The organism is Flavobacterium akiainvivens, assembly GCF_001278115.1.
Taxonomy (GTDB): domain Bacteria; phylum Bacteroidota; class Bacteroidia; order Flavobacteriales; family Flavobacteriaceae; genus Flavobacterium; species Flavobacterium akiainvivens.
Map to the genome: position 1 here is coordinate 3,043,862 of NZ_LIYD01000005.1, position 19,343 is coordinate 3,063,204.

Below are 19,343 nucleotides of genomic sequence, written 5' to 3' on the forward strand. Positions count from 1 at the left end.
CAAAGTCTCACAAAGAAAAATTTAAAACCACATTTCCCTTCCGGCAGAGTGGTCCTCCCCTCTCCTTTGGAGAGGGGCTGGGGGAGAGGCTAATAACTATGAAAAAGATTGCAACATTACTGGCACTTACACTTGTTATGCTAACAGGCTGTAAGTCTTCAAAATCAGCGGCATCGGCTTCCGCCCAAAAATCGGGACTGAGCGATGTTAGCTTTGTGTATCACGCCGTTACGCGCGGTACTATTATGGATATTACCATAACCGAAAAAGACACCTACCCTTACAAGGGCCGCCCGGGTTCTGAAGATGAAGATATCCCTTACAAGGAAACCAATGCCAAAGACTGGGATGCACTGATTGAGGAAACCAAGAAAATTGACCTTACCACCCTTGATGCCCTTGAAGCGCCCAGCAAAAAGCACCAGTTTGACGGCGCACTGGCCGCTACGCTTACCATAAAGGCCAACGGCGAGAGCTATGCAACCCATACTTTTGACCACGGCAACCCCCCGGCAGAAATTAAGCCGCTGGTAGACAAGATTATTGAAATTAGTGAACTGGAAAAGAAATAAATGAGCATTAAAGAAATTCAGGACGAGATTATAGACGAGTTCTCAATGTTTGACGATTGGGAGGAGCGCTACCAGTATGTGATTGACCTGGGCAAAACGCTTCCGCTGATTGAAGAGCAATATAAAACTGACGATAATATTATAAAAGGCTGCCAGAGCCGCGTATGGCTGCACGCCGAAGAAAAAGACGGCGCCGTGGCCTTTACGGCAGATAGCGATGCCATACTTACCAAAGGGCTTATTGCCATTATGATTCGCGTTTTCAGCGGGCAAAAGCCGGAAGCTATCCTTAATGCCGATACTGATTTTGTAGATGAGATAGGCCTTAAGGAACACCTTTCGCCCACACGTGCCAACGGCCTGGTGAGCATGATTAAACAAATTAAAATGTATGCACTGGCGTTTAACGCCAAAAACTAATAAAATTATGGAACAACAAATAGACACTGCACAGCTTGGCGAAGAGATTGTAAAGGTGCTGAAGGGTATTTATGACCCTGAAATTCCGGTTGATATATACGAACTGGGCCTTGTGTATGACGTTATGGTAAATACCGACCATGAAGTTAAAATACTTATGACCCTTACAAGCCCTAACTGCCCGGTGGCAGAAAGCCTTCCGGCAGAGGTTGAGGAAAAAATCAAGAATATTGACGGCGTTAAGGATGCCGAGGTTGAAATTACCTTCGACCCGCCCTGGACCCGCGACCTTATGAGCGAAGAAGCCAAACTGGAGCTGGGGATGCTTTAATTAGTATTCAGTGGTCAGTGATCGGTAGTCAGTAAGCAGGTAGCAGTTAAAAATGGCTACACTAATAAAACCCAAAGCGCCGCATTCAAAAGAATGCGCGCTTTGGGTTTTATACCCCTTTAAAGAAATCAAGGGTTTCGGCAAGCAGCTCATTGCGGCTTTCTATATGCGCCATATGCCCGTGCGGATAGGTTACCAGCTTTACCGGGGTGCCTTTTGCCTGCGGGGCGTGCTCATCATACGGCAGGCTCTGGTCTTTTTTGCCCAATACAAGCAGTATGGGCACGTTTGCGGTATGCAGCAGGCTTTCCCTGCTCTTACGCACTTTCATACCCTCTAAAGCCGCCACAATGCCCTGTAGTGGGGTTTGCAGCGCCTGGTCGCGCAGGTCTTCTATTTCCTGGCTAAAAAAATCGCGGTTTTCTTCGCTAAACAGGTTGGCAATGCTCATGCGCACAAAAGCCGTGGCGTTTTGCTTAACGGCCGCAATGGCGCGGTTGCGGTTGGTTTTACGTTCGTCGCTGTCGGGTAACGAACTACTGTTTTGCAGTACAATACCGGTAACAAGTTCCGGATACAATTCGGCAAACGCCAGTGCAATATAGCCGCCCATGCTGTGCCCCATAATAGTGGCTTTATCAACCTTAAGGTATTGCAAAACGGCGTGCACGGCATCGGCCTGGTCTTCCATGGTGTGCACATAGCCCAGGCAGGGCGTTTGCCCGTGGCCCAACAGGTCTATGGTTATAACACGGTAGGTTTTGCTGTATTCCTGCACAAAATAATCCCACATGGTTTGGTTTTCTAAAAAGCCATGCAGCAGGACAATGGTTTTTGTGGCAGTGCCGTAAGAGGCAAAATGAATTTCTATATTCTTATAATCTATCTTCATGTTTTGAATTTGGAACGCGGATGACACGGATTTAGCGGATTTCCACGGATTTTTTCAGGTTTGAGTGAAGCTATTCCCCTCCCCCGGAGGTCCCGATAGCTATCGGGACGCAGGGCGGGGTGGGAATACAAAGGTAAGAATACCCATGAATGGGGAAATAAAGCTTTTGTTAAATAGCTTATTCTTTAACGGTAAGCTTAATCGCCCTGCCTTCAGGATATGTACCATCACAATGTAACGGCTCCATTTTTATACCCGGGTTGCCATACTCAGGGTTACAAAAACCTAATGCCGCAAGCCTGATTTGATCCGGGCCTGCATATTTTTGTACCAGTTCATTAACCGGATAGGTTTTCTGTGCATCTTCGTTTTGTTTTATAAACTCCTCTGCTGTTTGATAAGCGCTGTCATACATACAGGAGCAGGGACCAACATACCTGCCATATACCTTACTGTCTTTCTTATCAATATAAAGCAATAATTGCGGAAGCCCCCAAATTTTAAAATAAAACCGGTTGGGAAACATATTCATTTCCTTTTCATAATCCTGATCTAAATCAGGTGTCCAAAATTTTAGTTTTTTGATGTAGTAATACGGCTCTGAGTCGCTATCGGCATACACCCATTCGCCCGGATAAAACCGTTCGGTTTCATAATTTACATCCGGTATATCTACATCGCCACTCCATCCATTAGTGTCTGTTACCTTTGCAACAAGATACTTGTAACGTTCCTCAAACAATATGTAATCTTCAATATTTTTATCGCAGCTATAATCTGAAAAAGCCTTAGTAATAATCCTGAAAACCGGTATTACCTTTATGTCCAGGTTCTCGAATTGTGTGGTATCCTGCACAAAATAATGATAATTGTCTTTCTTAACAGGCTTTACCCGTTTTTGGGCATCAAACATATACTTTAACGTATCAAGGGCAATTTTCCGGTAGGCTTGCGGGTTATACTCAACCTTAATAACAGTTTTATCTTTTTGGGAAAAGCATGTAAGGCAACACAACGCAGCAATTAGTGAGAGGATGGTTTTCATATAACAGGCTTGTAAAAGCTAATAACTTAAAAACACCGAAATAATTATAGTTAATACCTGTAAAAAAGCCCCGCAAATGCAGGGCTTTGATATTTATTGTAATTAGAGATTGCTTCGTCGTGCCTCCTCGCAATGACGGCGACTGAAAAACGTAACGCAAAAAAATCCATGGAAATCCGCTTAATCCGTATCATCCGCGTTCCATCTGTCAGCCTGTCCCGATAGCTATCGGGAGTCGAAGGCCGCGTTCCATCCGTCTGAGTGAAGCTAACTTTATGACTTTCGACTTTTAAACTTTCGACTGCATAAGAGTTTCTATCTCCTCAGCTTCAATAGGTATATTGCGCATCAGGTTAAACGGTTCGCCGGTAGGCTGGATTACCACATTGTCTTCCAGGCGTATACCAAATTTCTCAGCAGGGATGTAAATACCCGGCTCTACGGTAAACACCATGTTAGCCTGCATGGGCTCGTGCAGCAGGCCGTAGTCGTGCGTGTCGAGACCCAGGTGGTGGCTGGTGCCGTGCATAAAATACTTTTTATAGGCCGGCCATGCAGGGTCTTCGTTCTGTACATCGGCTTTGTCTAAAAGGCCAAGGCCAAGTAGTTCGCTGGTCATTATCTTGCCCACCTCAATGTGGTACTGCTTCCATAGCGTACCCGGGGTAAGCATTTTAGTGGCTTCGTTCTTAACATTCAGCACGGCATTATATACCGCTTTTTGCCTGTCGGTAAAACGCCCGTTAACAGGAATCGTACGGCTCAGGTCGCTGCTGTAGTTGGCATATTCGGCGGCTACGTCAAATAAAATCAGGTCGCCATCCTTACACTGCTGGTTGTTTTCAATATAGTGCAGCACGTTAGCATTGTTGCCGCTGGCTATGATGGGCGTATAGGCAAAGCCCTTGCTGCGGTTGCGGACGAACTCGTGAATCAGTTCGGCCTCAATTTCATATTCCCAAACACCCGGCTTTGTAAAGCCCAGTATGCGGCGGAAACCTTTCTCGGTAATATCGCACGCCTGTTGCATCAGGTCAAGCTCTTCCTGCTCCTTAACAGAGCGCAGGCGCTGTAAAATGGGGTTGCTCTTGGCCACCTGGTGCGCAGGATATTTGGCTTTCCACCACTTGATAAAACGGTCTTCGCGGGTTTCGGTTTCTACTGATGAGCGGTAGTGCTCGTTAGTATTCACGTAAATGGTGTCGCAGTAGGTCATTACCTCAAACAGCGTTTTTTCAAAATCCTTAAGCCAAACGATGTTTTTAATGCCGCTTACTTCGGTAGCGCGTTCTTTGGTAAGCTTCTCGCCTTCCCATATTGCTATGTGCTCGTTGGTTTCACGCAAAAACAAAATTTCGCGCAGGTGCTCATACGGGGCATCGGGGCACAACAACAGGATTGACTCCTCCTGGTCGGCGCCACTCAGGTAAAAAATATCGCGGTGTTGGGCAAACGGCAGGGTGCTGTCGGCACTCACGGGGTATATATCGTTAGAATTGAATACCGCAACGCTCTTGGGTTTCATTTCTGCCATAAACTTCTTACGGTTCTTAATGAAAAGGCTTGCGGGTATCTGGTGGTATTTCATGATAAATAATTTTTATTCTATACCAAAGGTAGGGAGAATGGGAATACTGAAAAAATAAGGGGAAGATTTTTATATATTTACAGAATTGCAAACCACTATAAAAACGAAACCCGATCGCTTGAATTTCTTCAGTGGCTATCGGGAATAAGATAGGGCAAAGATACGAATTAATTGCAACATTGCAAACATTGCAAACATTGCATTAAATATATGAAATATAATGACTTTGAACAACTCATTTCTCCTGCACGAATGAGTCGTTATTTAATTGCCTGCAACAATAACACCAGGCAATCTATGACTTTATACCGCTACAATCTTAAACTCTCACAAGAATTATTTACCATTGAAGGTTGCTTCGAAATAATATTACGAAATGCTATTAATAACAACTGTATAACCAGTTATGGCAATGACTGGTTAAGAGACTCAATAAATCCAGGAGGCATATTTCAAAATCCGCGGTGTAGGACTACAGCACAAAGTATTCAGGAGTCGCTTACAAAGCTTGGTGATTTCTATACCCATGATAAACTTGTGGCCGAACTTGGTTTCGGTTTTTGGCGTTATATGTTTGCACAACACCAGTTTGTAGCTACAGGCAGTAGACTTTTAAGAATTTTTCCCGGACGGCCTGCTGGCTCCCCAGGCGTAACGTATAATCAATCATTCGTTTTCAACCTGCTCAAATCAATCAACAATCTTAGAAACCGTATTGCACATCATGAACCCATTTGTTTTCAAGTTGGCACAAGCATAAAAAGCACCATTTATGCAAGGCAAAGATATGCTGAATTACAACAATTATTTCAATGGATGAGCGTTGATGAATCTGCCTTATTGTATTGTTTAGATCATGTTAATAGTGTTTGTAATCAGATTGATAATTTATAAGCGAAATTAAGTTTATACTAAACCGCCTCAAAAAAGAGTTATTACCCTAAACCTCTGATTATGAAAAATTTTACCCTGTTCCTCGCGCTGCTCTCCTTGCCGGCAATGGCGCAAACAAAACTTATCTCTCACAAAAGCCACAGCGGCAGTATGGCTACGTTTAATACCGCCTTTGAAAACAACCTGTTTGATATAGGGGAATCTAATTTTGGACTGCCCGACAAGCAAATGAGTTTTACTATAGACTCTATTATCCTGTTGCCTGATGATAAAGTAGTAGTAGTTTCTTCTGAAAAAGATGTTTACAGGCACTATGCAAAATCTGCCATCAGCTTTAAGCCCGGGCGCGACACACTATACAACCATCCGCTACTGAGCCAAAAACACAAAAAAGACAGTATTTTACGCGTTTTACAACCGTATGACGCAAAACATAAACCCGTACTCATAAACTACGACAACAACAAAACCAAAAAGAACAGCCTGCCAGTTGCACCAAATGACAGCCTAGGCACACCCAATATGCCCCTTATGGTAGCGGCCCTGGCAGCACTAAGCATACTGTTTGGCTTTGTATTTTACATGGTGCACAAACTAAAATCGGCACGGCTGGCATGAAGCAGTTTTTAAGCCGGGCAAGGGGGTTGTTTTTTGTATTGTGCATGGTGTTCATCCCTTTTGCCTACCGCCCCGTGCAGCAGGGTATTACCGAACTTATTTTTGAAGCACCCGTACGTTTTTTGCGCAACCTGTTGTACAGCAATGCTTATGGGCCTGTTGAATTTTCATCAGACACGCGGTCGATGCTGCTACTCATGGGTATTTTGGTATTAATAGCGGCAGTTTTAGCCATTCCCTTAAAGAAACACCACCAAAAGCTATTGCCTGTTTTAAAAACGGCATCGGTATATTACTTGGCATTTGTACTGCTAAAGTATGGATTAGATAAGGTATACCTGCGGCAGTTCTACACCCCGGCGCCTAACATACTCTACACGCCCTTTGGCAACCTTGACCGCGACATACTGTACTGGAGCACCATAGGCATTGCCCCTGCCTACCAGATTATTATGGGCATTACAGAAGTTTTGGCCGCCCTGCTATTGCTTATTAACCGCACACGTTTTATAGGGTTACTCCTGACTATAATCACGCTGGTGCAGGTAGTTATCATCAACTTTACGTTTGATATTTCGGTAAAAATGTTCAGCCTGCTGTTGCTTGCCATGGCGGTGTATGCCTCTTGGCCACAGCTAAGAACGTTATTTGCTTTTTTGCTTACGCAGAAGCCAACAGTATTACCAAAACCGGAAACGATAACCATACCTGTATATGTAAAAGCGGGGTTGAAATGCTTTGCCATAGGGCTGATGCTGCTGCATGGCTACACATCGCGACTTTATATGCGAAACCCGTACGCTTTAACCGGGGCGTATGAAGTTATGGAATATACAAAAGACGGTAAGGTTCAGGACCATAGCCAGATGCAAATGAAACGTATTTTCATCCACCCTAAAAATTATATTATTATGGAAATGCGTGACAGTATAAAGGATTTCTATTTTATCCAAGACCACAAAAAACAGCTACTACACCTAAAGGGTTATATGGGCGAAACTTATAACATACATTACCGGAAACAGGACAATACTATGGTGTTTGATTTTTTAGATGGGCGCAAAGTGGTAACCACACCCCTGCCCTGGCAGCAACTGCCTGCTTTACAGCCGCAATTTCATTTCACGATTGATGGGACAGAATAGCATGCGGAGATTATTTTGGTATTCTCCGCAAAATATGCGGAGAATAGTTGCTATATTTACCGCATAAAGCTGTAAAATTATGCCACGCTATATTTACCAAATTGAAAAATGGCCTCATTTTGAATGGGACGATACTGCATTGCAGCCTCTTTTACATGAAATTGCAGGCTTGCAAGGCAGGCTTTTGGGTAAAATGGAAATGGTAGGTTTTGAGCTGAAAACAGAAGCCAGCCTTGAAACCATTACCCAGGATGTAATTAAGTCCTCTGAAATTGAGGGCGAGATTTTAAATACCCAACAAGTACGCTCATCGGTAGCTATACGGCTTGGGGTTGACATATCGGGCCTTGTTCCCTCTGAAAGGCATATAGACGGTGTGGTGGAAATGATGCTTGATGCCACACAGCATTTCAATCAACCCATGAGCAAGGAAAGGCTTTTTGGGTGGCAAAGCCTGCTTTTTCCTACCGGGAGGAGTGGCATGTATATTATTGAAACCGGCAGGTGGCGTACTGATTCCAATGGGCCTATGCAGGTTATATCGGGCGGGTATGGCAAAAAGAAAATTCATTTTGAAGCTCCTGATGCCCCGGCCCTGGAAAACGAAATGGGACAATTTATTGAATGGCTCAATTCAGGGTCACTTAACGAAAATTACATCCTTAAAGCCGCCGTTGCCCATCTATGGTTTATAACGCTACACCCCTTTGAAGACGGAAACGGCAGGATAGCCCGTGCTATTACTGATATGCTCCTGGCCCGTGCCGATGGTATCCCGCAGCGTTTTTACAGTATGTCTACCCAAATACAAAAACAGCGCAATTATTATTATGATATTTTGGAAACTACCCAAAAAGGGCCACTGGATATTACCGCCTGGATAAAATGGTTTTTAGAATGCCTGCAAAAATCGCTTATAGCATCTACCGAAGTACTCGATAAAATTATTTTCAAACATAATTTTTGGGCAAATAACGCCGCAAAAATTGAAAATCCGCGCCAACGCCTCATGCTTGAAAAACTGCTGACTGACTTTGAGGGTAACCTTACCGCAGCCAAATGGGCCAAAATGACAAAGATATCGCCCGATACCGCTTTGCGCGATATAAACAGCCTCATAGCCGCAAACATCCTTAAAAAGAGTGATGCGGGCGGGCGCAGTACCAGCTATGAGCTTGCGTAATTACTCCACCCACTTATAATAACGTGCTCCCGTAAGGTTGGGCAACTCGGTTTCAATGTAGTCTAACACCCACTCATTAACCGGGGCAAGGGCGCTGTAGTCCTGTTCTTTTTTGTGCAGGCGGTTGTAGGTTTCAAAGTCAACTGCCGTGCTACGGTCCAGCGTTTCAAACAGGCGGCTTTGCTGTGCCGCGGTTTTCCATCCGGCCTGTACCGTCCCCTGAAACACCTTGCTCTTAGAGCCGCTGCCGTAAGCCAGGAAGCCAATTTTTTTGCCTTCAAGTTCGCGGCTTTCGTTGGCTGCCACCACAAGCGTACTCAGCAGCCCCATAAATATAGAACCCGTATACAGGTTACCAATTAATGACGAAGCCGGTTCGGCAGGTTGCAGTTTCTGGTTTACAAATGCTTTATAGTCTTCGCCCTTGCTAATGTCGCGCAGGCGGGTTGCGTAGTCTTCTTCGGTACCGGTAAGCAGCGGGGTTTCGGCATCTTTGGCAAAAATCTCGGCAAACATGCGGCGGCCCTGAAACGCATAGGGCAGGTGCATTACTATGGCTTCCCAGGTATCATACAAACAGCCTGTAGTGCCCGTCATTTCCTTAAACATGGCATAGGCCTCGCGGGTACGGTCGGTGTACACCGTGTTGCTGTACTGGCCGTCGAAAACCGGCTGGTCTTTGTGTATTTCTATATGGGCCTCAAGATTGCCAAACCAAGGCTGGTTGGCATCATTACCCGTAATGTCTTTTTTATGGATGGTATGGTAGGGCTTAAAAAAGTCGAACACACCCTTGGTGCTTACCGCCCAGTTGTTGTCAAACGCCATGATACGCGGGTTTTCGCTTACTAATAAGGCCACCGCACCGGCACCCTGTGTATATTCGCCGGTAGACTCTAAATCATACTTTGCAATATCGCTGGCAATAACAATGGCTTTCTTGCCTGGGTTAAGGCGCACAAAGTCAATGCAGGTGTGCAGGGCATCTACCGCGCCAATGCAGGCAAAGGTAAAATCTACCGTATCTACATGCAAAAAAGTGTTGTGCCCAAACTTCTGCTCCATTAATGTGATAAGGAAAGAACCCACCGGCTTAGAGTTGTCAATACCGCTTTCGGTACCCACATAAATACGGGCTACTTCGGCCGGATTAAGGTTATTGTCTTCAATAAGGCGGGTAAGCGCATTGGCTGCAAACACCACAGTATCCTGGTGCACGTCGGGCAGGGTCATTTTTAGCAGCCCCAGGCCTTTTTCAAGCTTGTCAGGCTCAATGTTACGTGCTTCGGCAAGTGTTTTAATAGGTAAGTGCAGCTTGGCAATATCAAAGGCAATGGCGTCTATTCCGGTATTCATTGTGTTGTAGTTATTGAAGGAAACGCAAATTTAAAAGAATAAGCCACGAATTGCACCATTTTCTCTAATTATTATACATTCTTTAAAACATGAATAGATGCTATACTATCATATTGGTTTTAAAATTTGTGGAATTAGTGCAATTCGTGGCAACACATTCGGCAAACAATCCTTACTTTAGCGGCATTATTCATATTCATTATAAATAACCAATGAAATTACGCACCCTTTTTGCCGCACTTATCATAACCGTAACCGCCACTGCCCAAGACAAGCAGGGCTACCAGCTGTTTACCAAAGAAGGCAAGAAAACCACCTATAAGAAATTACTGAAAGCCGCCGGAGAAACAGAGGTGGTACTGTTTGGCGAACTGCACGACGATGCCATGGTGCACTGGCTGCAGCTGGAGCTGACTAAAGATCTGGGCGCTAACCACAACCTTGTGCTGGGCGCCGAAATGATTGAAGCCGACAACCAGGACGAGCTCAACCAATACCTGGCCGGAACCATCAACCAAAAGCAGTTTGACAGCGTGGCGCGCCTGTGGCCCAATTATAAGACCGACTACAAGCCGTTGGTTGACTTTGCCAAGGATAAGAAATTTAAATTTGTAGCCGCCAATATACCAAGGCGTTACGCAAGCCTGGTGTACAAGCAGGGCTTTGAAGCGCTAAACAGCCTTACCGCAGAAGAGAAAACCTGGATTGCCCCGCTACCTATAGCCTATGATGCCAGCCTGCCCGGCTACCAGGAAATGCTGAAAATGGGCGGTGGCCACGGTGGGGATAACCTGCCCAAGGCACAAGCGGTTAAAGATGCCACCATGGGCTACTTTATTGCGCAGAACCTAACGCCTAACACTATATTTGTTCACTACAACGGCACTTACCACAGCGATAATTTTGAGGGTATAAACTGGTATTTGAAAAAACAAACTCCAAATGTGAAGATTTTAACCATTGCCGCCATATCGCAAAAAGAGCTGGACAAGCTGGAGGATGAAAACCTTAAAAAGGCCGATTTTATTTTGGTGGTAGATGAAGATATGACCAAGACGCATTAGTATGCCACAGTATATTGACCAGTACCACCTTGTGTATTCAAGGCGATATAATACAGCTATAGTGTTCTTAGACAGGTTTATGCCAAACAGGGAACAAGAATCAGATGCATTTTCGCTGCCGCAATATGCTGATGTTGCCGAGAGGGAATTTAGCAATGAGCATGAGCTAATGAAAGCCCTTGAAACCGATACCGCTTCTGACTACTGCCTTTACTGGCGTAATTCAGATCCCGAAAGCCCCATACACCACACCATGGTGCTTTACACAACCGATGGCGCTACAATATTTGGGTTTTCCACTCCCGGCTCTGACCCTGAAACAGATGCTGATGCGCTGCTGTACTATAACGAGTGCAAGAAATTGCTTAATCCGGCAATGGGCTGTATGACGGTAGAAGAGCGCGCACCGGATAGCGTGAGTGAATTTATTGATTTTTGCAATAATCGGTTTGTGCCTGAGTTATAAAACTATACCTCATAATTTTAGGGACCTAACCAATACTTTACAAAACAATGAAATACCTAACACTATTATTTGCCATTGTACTGTTTGGCTGCAAAAACACCGGAACTTTAGAACTTGAGATTTTAACTAAGCAGGTTAATGCGCTTAATGTAAGTCCCGATAAGTATAAAGAGTACAGGCTTGAATATACTTCAGCCCCTAAGGGCGCACAAACAGTTATAACTTATAAGCTGACTAATAATAGCGACACAACCTATTACTTTAACCTCAATAATTTTAATAGCCGTTTTGAAAAGGATTATATTAAAATGGACAGGGCGTTTGTAGGTATAAAAGATAATAAGGGAGAACTTGTAAAACCAAAAGGGAGAGAAGCAACCTGGGGTGTAGATTTTGTGGCAAACTATTTAGGATACAGTCATTATGAACAATATGACAAAAAAAATTTCATAATCCATCCGGGCGAAACACTTTATTTTGAATGGTTTATAATACTGCCGTTTGGCAATATTATAGAGCACACAAATTATCAGGTAGTATTAGATTCTAAAGAAAAATACTATGCCGAAATTGAGCTGGATAGTGATGGGACAGATTATCAGAACAAAATTTCCCGCACCGATTTAAAAACAATCCGGGATAATGGATATACCGTTTTTAATGGCACCATTACCTCTAAAAACAAGATACCGGTGGTTTTTAACAAAGAAACACATGCAGATACTGATAAATGACATTACATTCCCCGCATTGGCATTTCCAAACGACGGTATATTACATCTTGCCAGTAAACCCAACGACCTGATTATCTGCAACTCAAAAGGATTTAAAAATGGGTTTTACAATAACCTGATGATTATAGATGCTACAGGAAAATCGTTTCGGGTTCTCAATGCTCAGAAAACCAGAAAAGTAGGATGCTTTTCGGTTACGATATATTCCTTGAGAGGAAATACGTTGTAGATTTAACCTTGAAACCAGAGAGGACATTAAGCCTTGAGGATTTAAAAGCCAAAATAATTGGAACTATCAAAGAACAGGAAATTTTCTGGCGTGGGGGAAATAACATTACAAGCTTATATGCATGTATTAACAAGTCTACTTCTGTAACCGGGCTTTTCAATCAACTTAGCTCCATATTCAATGCAAAATAGAGGTTTTGACATATGCTATTATTACGGCACGGGCCGGCAGTAACGTTTAAAATATCCCGCCTGAACTTTCAAAAATTTTGAAAGTTCAGGCGTTTTTTGAACCTACTAAACCGTTTTAGGCAATAAGGGGCGCTAAACACCCAAACTGTAAATTTCTTAAGTCTTTGCAGTTTTTAAGATTTTTTTAGGTTAAAAAAACACATTTTTTAAATTATGAATGCAAATACTTTAAAAAATATCCACTTTAAACTCATTATAAATTAGCTTTAAGCCATTGTGGTAAATATCATTTAGCCTTACTTTTGTTTGATTTTTAAAAACTTTTACTTTTTTAAACAAACATTATGGCAAAATCTGCACTTTTGAAGTCGTCCTTAGCCAAAAAATACTGGATGGCTTTAACAGGTTTATTTCTCTGCCTGTTCCTTGTGGGGCACTTACTGGGCAACCTTCAGCTACTATCAACCGGAGAATTTGCAGCACTTCACTTTAACCAGTATGCGCTGTTCATGACCACCAACCCTGCCGTTAAGGCACTTTCTTACCTTACCTACATCTCTATCATTTTCCACGCGGTAGACGGTATTATGCTTACAATACAAAACAAAAAAGCAAGGCCGGTAGCGTATGTAATGAACAAGCCACAAAAAAACACCATCTGGGCAAGCCGCAACATGGCTGTTTTGGGTACGGTTATCCTTGTGTTTATTGTTACACACATGATTAGCTTTTGGGCAAGGATGCACTATGATGCAAATATGCCGGTACAAACCATAATGCTAAAAGGCCAGGCCATGTACCCGGGCCAGGAAGCACAGCTTGAGCCAAACTACGTTACCACTACAGGAGACTACATTCCGGTAATGTATAAAGACCAGGGCGCCATAGAAATTAAAAACCGCACAGAGGTGTATGCCGTGCAAAACGGTGCTAAAATTGCCGAACTATACAAAGACCTTTACAAAATTACCATAGAGTTTTTTAAAGAGCCTACTTATGGCCTTTGGTACACAATAGCCTATGTAATCAGCATGGTGGTGCTCGGTTTCCACCTGTACCACGGTTTTGGCAGCGCCTTCCAGTCGCTTGGTGCCAACAACCCTAAATACAACGGCCTTATCAGGAAGTTTGGCTATGCATTTGCCATTGTAGTGCCGTTTTTATTTGCCGTAATACCTGTTTACATTCACTTCTTTCTAAAATAATCAACTCAGCATATCATGACGTTAGATTCTAAAATACCGGAAGGCCACATCTCCGAAAAATGGACCAAGTATAAAGACCACCTTAGGCTTGTAGCGCCAAACAACAGGCCAAAGATTGATGTAATAGTTGTAGGTACCGGCCTTGCAGGCGCATCTGCTGCTGCATCGCTTGGCGAAATGGGCTACAATGTTAAGGCATTTTGCTTTCAGGATTCTCCCCGCCGTGCGCACTCTATTGCTGCACAGGGTGGTATAAACGCCGCCAAAAATTACCAAAATGACGGCGACTCTACATACAGGCTTTTTTATGACACTATAAAAGGGGGCGACTACCGTGCGCGTGAAGCTAACGTACACCGCCTTGCCGAAGTTTCGGCTAATATTATAGACCAGTGTGTGGCCCAGGGCGTGCCTTTTGCACGTGACTACGGCGGAATGCTGGACAACCGCTCTTTTGGTGGTACACAGGTACAGCGTACGTTTTATGCAGCGGGCCAAACCGGCCAGCAGCTGCTTCTTGGCGCATACTCTTCGCTTTCAAGGCAAATAGGCCTTGGCCGCGTACAGATGTACAACCGCCACGAAATGCTTGATATTGTTAAAGTGGGTGGCAAAGCCCGCGGTATTATAGCCCGTAACCTTATTACCGGCGAAATAGAAAGGCATTCGGCCCACGCAGTTATTATCGCTTCTGGCGGTTATGGCAACGTGTACTTCCTTTCTACAAACGCAATGGGCAGCAACGTTACCGCCGCGTGGAAAATCCACAAAAAAGGCGCTTATTTTGCTAACCCTTGTTATGTTCAAATTCACCCTACGTGTATCCCGGTTCACGGCACTAACCAGTCTAAGCTGACCCTGATGTCAGAATCACTGCGTAACTCGGGCCGTATCTGGGTTCCTAAAAAGATTGAAGATGCTGTAGCCATCCGCGAAGGAAAGCTTAAGCCTACCGATATTAAAGAAGAAGAAAGGGATTACTTCCTGGAGCGCCGTTACCCTGCATTTGGTAACCTTGTTCCGCGCGACGTGGCTTCACGTGCTGCAAAAGAGCGTTGCGATGCCGGTTTTGGTATTGAAAACAACGACACGCAGGAAGGTGTTTACCTTGACTTCTCTTCAGAAATTATAAACAAAGGCCGCCAAACGGCTTATGCACAGGGTAACCACCACCCGTCTGACGAAGAGGTTATTAAACTGGGCAAGGCATGGATTGAGGAAAAATACGGTAACCTGTTCCAGATGTATGAGCAGATTACGGCAGATAACCCTTATGAGGTGCCAATGAAAATATACCCTGCCGTACACTACACCATGGGTGGCGTGTGGGTAGACTATAACCTGCAAAGTACTATACCGGGCTGTTTTGTGGCCGGTGAGGCTAACTTCTCAGACCACGGTGCTAACCGCCTTGGTGCATCGGCGCTAATGCAGGGCCTTGCAGACGGTTACTTTGTACTTCCGTACACAGTGTCTGACTACCTTGCAGGCGAAATACGTACCGGTACTATACCTACTAACACCCCTGAGTTTGACGAAGCCGAAGCCGCCGTTAAAGCGCAGATAGACGGTTTCCTAAACAACAAGGGCACTAAGTCGGTAGACCATTTCCATAAAAAACTGGGCCACATTATGTGGAACAAAGTGGGCATGGGCCGTAACGAACAGGGCCTTATTGAGGCTATTGACGAAATTGCAGCTCTTAAGGCAGAGTTTTACCGCGATGTGTTTGTTCCGGGCAGTGCCGATGAATTTAACACAGAGCTTGAAAAAGCCATACGTGTGGCCGACTTTATTGACCTGGGCCAGCTAATGGCACGCGATGCTTTACAGCGTAAAGAATCTTGCGGTGGCCACTTCCGTGAAGAATATCAGGACAGCGAGGGCGAAACCCTTCGTGATGATGAAAACTTCAACTTTGTTGGTGCGTGGGAATACCAGGGCGATGATATTAACCACGAAGTACTTCATAAAGAAGTGCTTAAATATGAGTACATTAAAATCGCAGCCAGGAATTACAAATAAAATGAGCGAAAGATTAGTCATAAAGAATTTTGGCCCAATCAAGTCAGTAGAACTTGACTTGGGCAAAATGACTATTCTTATAGGCGAACAGGCTACCGGTAAGAGTACAATTGCTAAGGTGTTAGCGGTTTGCAGGTATTTTAGTTATATTGTAAACTATTCAGTAAGTGTTGATAAGCAAAATCAATTCGCCAACAATGAACAATTCTCGGATGGATTAAGGGACTGGGAGATGGATAGCTATCTTTCAGAAAATTCAAGTTTTTATTATGAAAATCCCTTGTATATATTTGAATTCAAGAGTAAAAAGGTTGTTGAAAATGAAAATGTCGGAGACGGTTTAGATTATCGTAAAGAGTTTTTTGAACTTCATACAAAAATAACTTCAGAATCTGAGGAATTTGACCGTTTATTATCTGAACTGGATGATTTACGAATTGAAGAAACTTTACAGAAAAAAACAGCCGTTGAATTTTTTCAAATGTTGGGGTGGACACCAAACGAAAACTTCTATAGGCTTAATGTAAAAAAAATAATGGATAATCCATTATATATTCCAACCGAAAGAGTTCTTCAATCATTATCATTTAGTAATAGCTTATTGACCTCTGAAGCCTTACAACATGAGTTATCAAAGCTAAACAGAATTGTAAGGGGGTATAATATTGAAATAGCTATTGAACCTTTATCCTTGGTCTACAAAAATCAAAATGGACTTGGTTATGCCAAAAAGGAGAGTAATTCAGAATATTATTTAGTTCACAATGGTTCTAGTGGTTATCAATCAACTATTCCAATTGTACTCGCTCAAAAGTTTTACGCAAAGAGGAAGAGAACTTTCATAATAGAAGAGCCGGAAATGAATCTTTTTCCAAAAGTTCAAAAAAAACTAATGGAATTTTTCGTTGAAAACATATATAATAACAAACACTCATTTCTTCTACCTACTCACAGCCCTTATGTACTAAGCTCGCTGAACAATTTAGTGTATGCTTATACAATAGGTCATTTGGATAATGACGCATTTAAAGGGCAGGTGAAAGAAATAATCCCTGAAAAGTATTGGCTTAACCCTAATGATATTGCTGTCTACTATTTAGGCGATGGCGAGGCTAAAGATATATTTGACAGGGAGGAAAACCTGATAAACACCGATTACATTGACAGTGTTTCAGAAATAATAAGTGATGAGTTTGACAGGTTGTTGAGTATTGAAGTTTCATATAATAATACTGCACAAGATGATTGATTGCAGATTAATTGAAGGATGTAAAGAACTTCGGAAAAAGAAAAAAGATACTTTAAAAGATAAAAAGGCTGAATCAGACAGCGTATGCCTGATTGATAACTCAAGTAATGAAATTGATTACAATGTGATTGAATTTGAGAACTGTGTTTTTAAAGACATACAATCAGAATATGAAAAATGTGATTTAGGTGTTGAGACGGAAAATGATGTATTTTTTATTGAGTTAAAAGGTTCTAACAATAATAAAGGTTTAAAACAAATACTTGCCACTGTAGAAAGCACAAAACATTGTTTTAAAAAGATTGGACAAAATAAAAAGCCTGTACAAAAGAGAATGAATGGTATTTTGATTGTATCAAAAAAGGAAGTGCCAAAGAATTTAGATAAGATTACGTTAAGAAAACTAACTAATCTATTAGGTGTTGAGCCAATTATAGAGCAGAGAACATATACTATAAAATTGTAAATTAAAATTGAAGATTATGGCTTCAAAGAATATAAACATCACCCTGAAAATATGGCGTCAGAAAAACGCCAAAACAAAAGGAAACATCGAAACCTACACACTTAACGATGTTTCTACCGACAGCTCTTTCCTTGAGATGCTTGACCAGTTGAACGAACAGCTCGTAAGCAGCCAGAAAGAACCTGTAGCGTTTGACCACGACTGCCGCGAGGGTATTTGCGGTATGTGTTCGCTATACATAAACGGGCAGGCACACGGCCCGGCACACAAGGTTACTACCTGCCAGCTGCACATGCGCTCTTTTAAAGATGGCGACACCATTTATGTTGAGCCATGGAGAAGTAAGGCGTTCCCGGTTATTAAAGACCTTGTGGTAGACCGCTCTGCATTTGACAGGATTCAGCAGGCCGGCGGTTTCGTATCGGTTAACACATCTGGCCGTACGATAGACGCTAACGCCACCCCGGTACCCAAGCATGATGCCGACCGCGCTTTTGAAGCGGCTGCATGTATAGGCTGTGGTGCGTGTGTTGCAAGCTGTAAAAACGGCTCTGCAATGCTGTTTGTGGGCGCTAAGGTATCTCAGTATGCTTTGCTTCCGCAAGGTAAGGTAGAGGCCACGCAGCGTGTACTAAACATGGTGCGCCAAATGGACGAAGAAGGATTTGGTAACTGTACCAATACCGGTGCCTGTGAGGTTGAATGCCCTAAAGGTATATCGCTTGAAAATATTGCCCGTATGAACAGGGAATACCTGTTTGCCAGCATAAAATAAAGAGAATAAAACAAAAACTAAGCTTGCAAAAGGCGCGCCTGTAACAGGGCGCGCTTTTTTATTTTGTGTACCTGATTGCTGTATCTCAAAGAACCGCAAAGAAGGCACAAAGAGATGCAAAATCCAATTTCAAGTACTACAGGCAATATCACAGCTTCCTGAAAGATCATTACAGCCACTCTGCCGGGCGTTCTCTGTACAAATACCCAAATTACCGAATCAACAAATAAACCTTTGTAAATGGCTTTAAAACAAAAAAGCGCACTGTGTTACCGGTGCGCTACTGTTTCCTTAATCACGATGGTTATTTTTCGGCCAGGCGTTTTTTCTCAAGCTCCTCGGCATAAGCCTTAAGGTATTTGCCAAACATAGATGATTTATATTTAGAACTGTAATCTTTATTGTCCACACGGTCGTGAATATAGTATTCAGATATGCCTGATGTCCTTAACCTGCCATCAGTATCTACCATACTCGATGAATAATGATGAAAATCGAGCACATAGCGGTATTTTAAAACATCTTCATAACCGTCAAGCTTTAGCCTTGTAGCATCAAGAAACACATGGTTGCCATGGTAGCGGCTTTCAAAAGCGCTGCGCATATATTTATCGCGGCTGTTGTTTCCGGTAAGTATACACACCAGTTAAGTATCGTCTTTACCAAAATCAGGTGGAATAGCCTTAGATTCAACAGTAAGATGCTTTGCAATGCGGCCTTTGGCAAAAAAACATGAAGTAAGCAAAAAAGGAAGTAGCAGTAAGATAAAATATTTTTTCATGGCGTAAATGGTTTGAGTGCCAAATATAGTACTTAGCCTGTAATTACAGGCTTTCTCTAAACAAATTAGCGCATTAACCACCTAATCTTAAAAGATATAAAAATAAAAATCCCG

Annotated in this window: 22 protein-coding genes; 16 read left to right on the forward strand and 6 right to left on the reverse strand. The window is 43.0% G+C overall.

Translation table 11 applies throughout. The features are described from left to right. The first annotated feature begins 98 nt into the window (after nt 1-98). From AM279_RS13625 to AM279_RS13635, 3 genes are read left to right on the forward strand one after another with little or no spacing between them, the layout of a single operon-like run. A complete protein-coding gene (locus AM279_RS13625) occupies nt 99-572 on the forward strand; it encodes a hypothetical protein (protein WP_054408580.1) in 474 nt (157 codons plus the stop codon). Further along, nucleotides 573-992, forward strand: coding sequence for a SufE family protein (locus tag AM279_RS13630; protein ID WP_054408581.1), 420 nt, complete (start codon nt 573-575; stop codon nt 990-992). Nucleotides 993-999: 7 nt separating this feature from the next. After that, nucleotides 1,000-1,323, forward strand: coding sequence for an SUF system Fe-S cluster assembly protein (locus tag AM279_RS13635; RefSeq protein WP_054408582.1), 324 nt, complete (start codon nt 1,000-1,002; stop codon nt 1,321-1,323). Between the two features lie 109 nt (nt 1,324-1,432). Here AM279_RS13635 and AM279_RS13640 read toward each other — a convergent pair whose 3' ends face one another. From AM279_RS13640 to AM279_RS13650, 3 genes are all read right to left on the reverse strand, one after another. After that, on the reverse strand, nt 1,433-2,215 hold the full coding sequence (locus AM279_RS13640; protein WP_054408583.1) for an alpha/beta fold hydrolase: 783 nt from the start codon (nt 2,213-2,215) through the stop codon (nt 1,433-1,435). Nucleotides 2,216-2,393: 178 nt separating this feature from the next. Then, on the reverse strand, nt 2,394-3,260 hold the full coding sequence (locus tag AM279_RS13645; protein WP_054408584.1) for a hypothetical protein: 867 nt from the start codon (nt 3,258-3,260) through the stop codon (nt 2,394-2,396). Between the two features lie 289 nt (nt 3,261-3,549). Then, nucleotides 3,550-4,848 carry an aminopeptidase P family protein gene (locus AM279_RS13650; RefSeq protein WP_054408585.1) on the reverse strand — a complete coding sequence of 433 codons (1,299 nt, stop codon included), beginning with the start codon at nt 4,846-4,848 and terminating at the stop codon, nt 3,550-3,552. A 210-nt stretch (nt 4,849-5,058) separates the two neighbouring features. Here AM279_RS13650 and AM279_RS13655 point away from each other — a divergent pair, with 210 nt between their 5' ends. The 4 genes from AM279_RS13655 to AM279_RS13670 all read left to right on the forward strand — a co-directional run bounded on the left by AM279_RS13655 (nt 5,059) and on the right by AM279_RS13670 (nt 8,688). Continuing rightward, nucleotides 5,059-5,742 (forward strand): Abi family protein, encoded by a 684-nt coding sequence (locus AM279_RS13655; RefSeq protein WP_054408586.1) that lies wholly within the window; start codon nt 5,059-5,061, stop codon nt 5,740-5,742. A 60-nt stretch (nt 5,743-5,802) separates the two neighbouring features. Continuing rightward, complete coding sequence (locus AM279_RS13660; protein ID WP_143090399.1) at nt 5,803-6,360, forward strand: hypothetical protein; 558 nt, start codon at nt 5,803-5,805, stop codon at nt 6,358-6,360. Beyond that, nucleotides 6,357-7,505: a hypothetical protein gene (locus tag AM279_RS13665; protein WP_054408588.1), complete on the forward strand. Its 1,149-nt coding sequence runs from the start codon at nt 6,357-6,359 to the stop codon at nt 7,503-7,505. The genes AM279_RS13660 and AM279_RS13665 overlap by 4 nt, the downstream gene beginning before the upstream one ends. Before the next feature lie 79 nt (nt 7,506-7,584). Continuing rightward, nucleotides 7,585-8,688, forward strand: coding sequence for a Fic family protein (locus AM279_RS13670; RefSeq protein ID WP_054408589.1), 1,104 nt, complete (start codon nt 7,585-7,587; stop codon nt 8,686-8,688). Here AM279_RS13670 and AM279_RS13675 read toward each other — a convergent pair whose 3' ends face one another. Beyond that, nucleotides 8,689-10,044, reverse strand: coding sequence for a hydroxymethylglutaryl-CoA synthase family protein (locus AM279_RS13675; protein WP_054408590.1), 1,356 nt, complete (start codon nt 10,042-10,044; stop codon nt 8,689-8,691). A gap of 212 nt (nt 10,045-10,256) precedes the next feature. On the opposite strand from AM279_RS13675, the gene AM279_RS13680 reads away from it, so the two are divergent. The 9 genes from AM279_RS13680 (at nt 10,257) to AM279_RS13720 (ending at nt 18,448) form a co-directional block, all read left to right on the forward strand. After that, entirely contained in the window at nt 10,257-11,108 is an 852-nt protein-coding gene (locus tag AM279_RS13680) for a ChaN family lipoprotein (RefSeq protein ID WP_054408591.1), read from the forward strand. Nucleotide 11,109: 1 nt separating this feature from the next. Next, nucleotides 11,110-11,574, forward strand: a complete 465-nt coding sequence (locus AM279_RS21090; RefSeq protein WP_054408592.1) for a hypothetical protein — start codon at nt 11,110-11,112, stop codon at nt 11,572-11,574. A 47-nt stretch (nt 11,575-11,621) separates the two neighbouring features. After that, nucleotides 11,622-12,308: a hypothetical protein gene (locus AM279_RS13690; protein ID WP_054408593.1), complete on the forward strand. Its 687-nt coding sequence runs from the start codon at nt 11,622-11,624 to the stop codon at nt 12,306-12,308. 183 nt (nt 12,309-12,491) lie between these two features. Beyond that, nucleotides 12,492-12,728, forward strand: a complete 237-nt coding sequence (locus tag AM279_RS13695) for a hypothetical protein (RefSeq protein WP_054408594.1) — start codon at nt 12,492-12,494, stop codon at nt 12,726-12,728. Between the two features lie 344 nt (nt 12,729-13,072). Further along, nucleotides 13,073-13,933 (forward strand): succinate dehydrogenase cytochrome b subunit, encoded by an 861-nt coding sequence (locus tag AM279_RS13700; protein ID WP_054408595.1) that lies wholly within the window; start codon nt 13,073-13,075, stop codon nt 13,931-13,933. A 15-nt stretch (nt 13,934-13,948) separates the two neighbouring features. Beyond that, nucleotides 13,949-15,958 (forward strand): fumarate reductase/succinate dehydrogenase flavoprotein subunit, encoded by a 2,010-nt coding sequence (locus AM279_RS13705; RefSeq protein WP_054408596.1) that lies wholly within the window; start codon nt 13,949-13,951, stop codon nt 15,956-15,958. Beyond that, on the forward strand, nt 15,921-17,207 hold the full coding sequence (locus AM279_RS13710) for an AAA family ATPase (protein WP_160316450.1): 1,287 nt from the start codon (nt 15,921-15,923) through the stop codon (nt 17,205-17,207). Before AM279_RS13705 ends, AM279_RS13710 begins: the two co-directional genes overlap by 38 nt. Beyond that, on the forward strand, nt 17,200-17,673 hold the full coding sequence (locus AM279_RS13715) for a hypothetical protein (RefSeq protein WP_054408598.1): 474 nt from the start codon (nt 17,200-17,202) through the stop codon (nt 17,671-17,673). The genes AM279_RS13710 and AM279_RS13715 overlap by 8 nt, the downstream gene beginning before the upstream one ends. Nucleotides 17,674-17,689: 16 nt before the next feature. Next, nucleotides 17,690-18,448: a succinate dehydrogenase/fumarate reductase iron-sulfur subunit gene (locus AM279_RS13720; protein ID WP_054408599.1), complete on the forward strand. Its 759-nt coding sequence runs from the start codon at nt 17,690-17,692 to the stop codon at nt 18,446-18,448. Nucleotides 18,449-18,752: 304 nt separating this feature from the next. On the opposite strand, the gene AM279_RS13725 is transcribed toward AM279_RS13720, so the two are convergent. Together AM279_RS13725 and AM279_RS20960 are read right to left on the reverse strand one after the other, a co-directional pair. Then, entirely contained in the window at nt 18,753-19,091 is a 339-nt protein-coding gene (locus tag AM279_RS13725; protein WP_054408600.1) for a hypothetical protein, read from the reverse strand. Between the two features lie 3 nt (nt 19,092-19,094). Then, nucleotides 19,095-19,229, reverse strand: coding sequence for a hypothetical protein (locus AM279_RS20960; protein ID WP_262494132.1), 135 nt, complete (start codon nt 19,227-19,229; stop codon nt 19,095-19,097). Between the last annotated feature and the right edge of the window lie 114 nt (nt 19,230-19,343).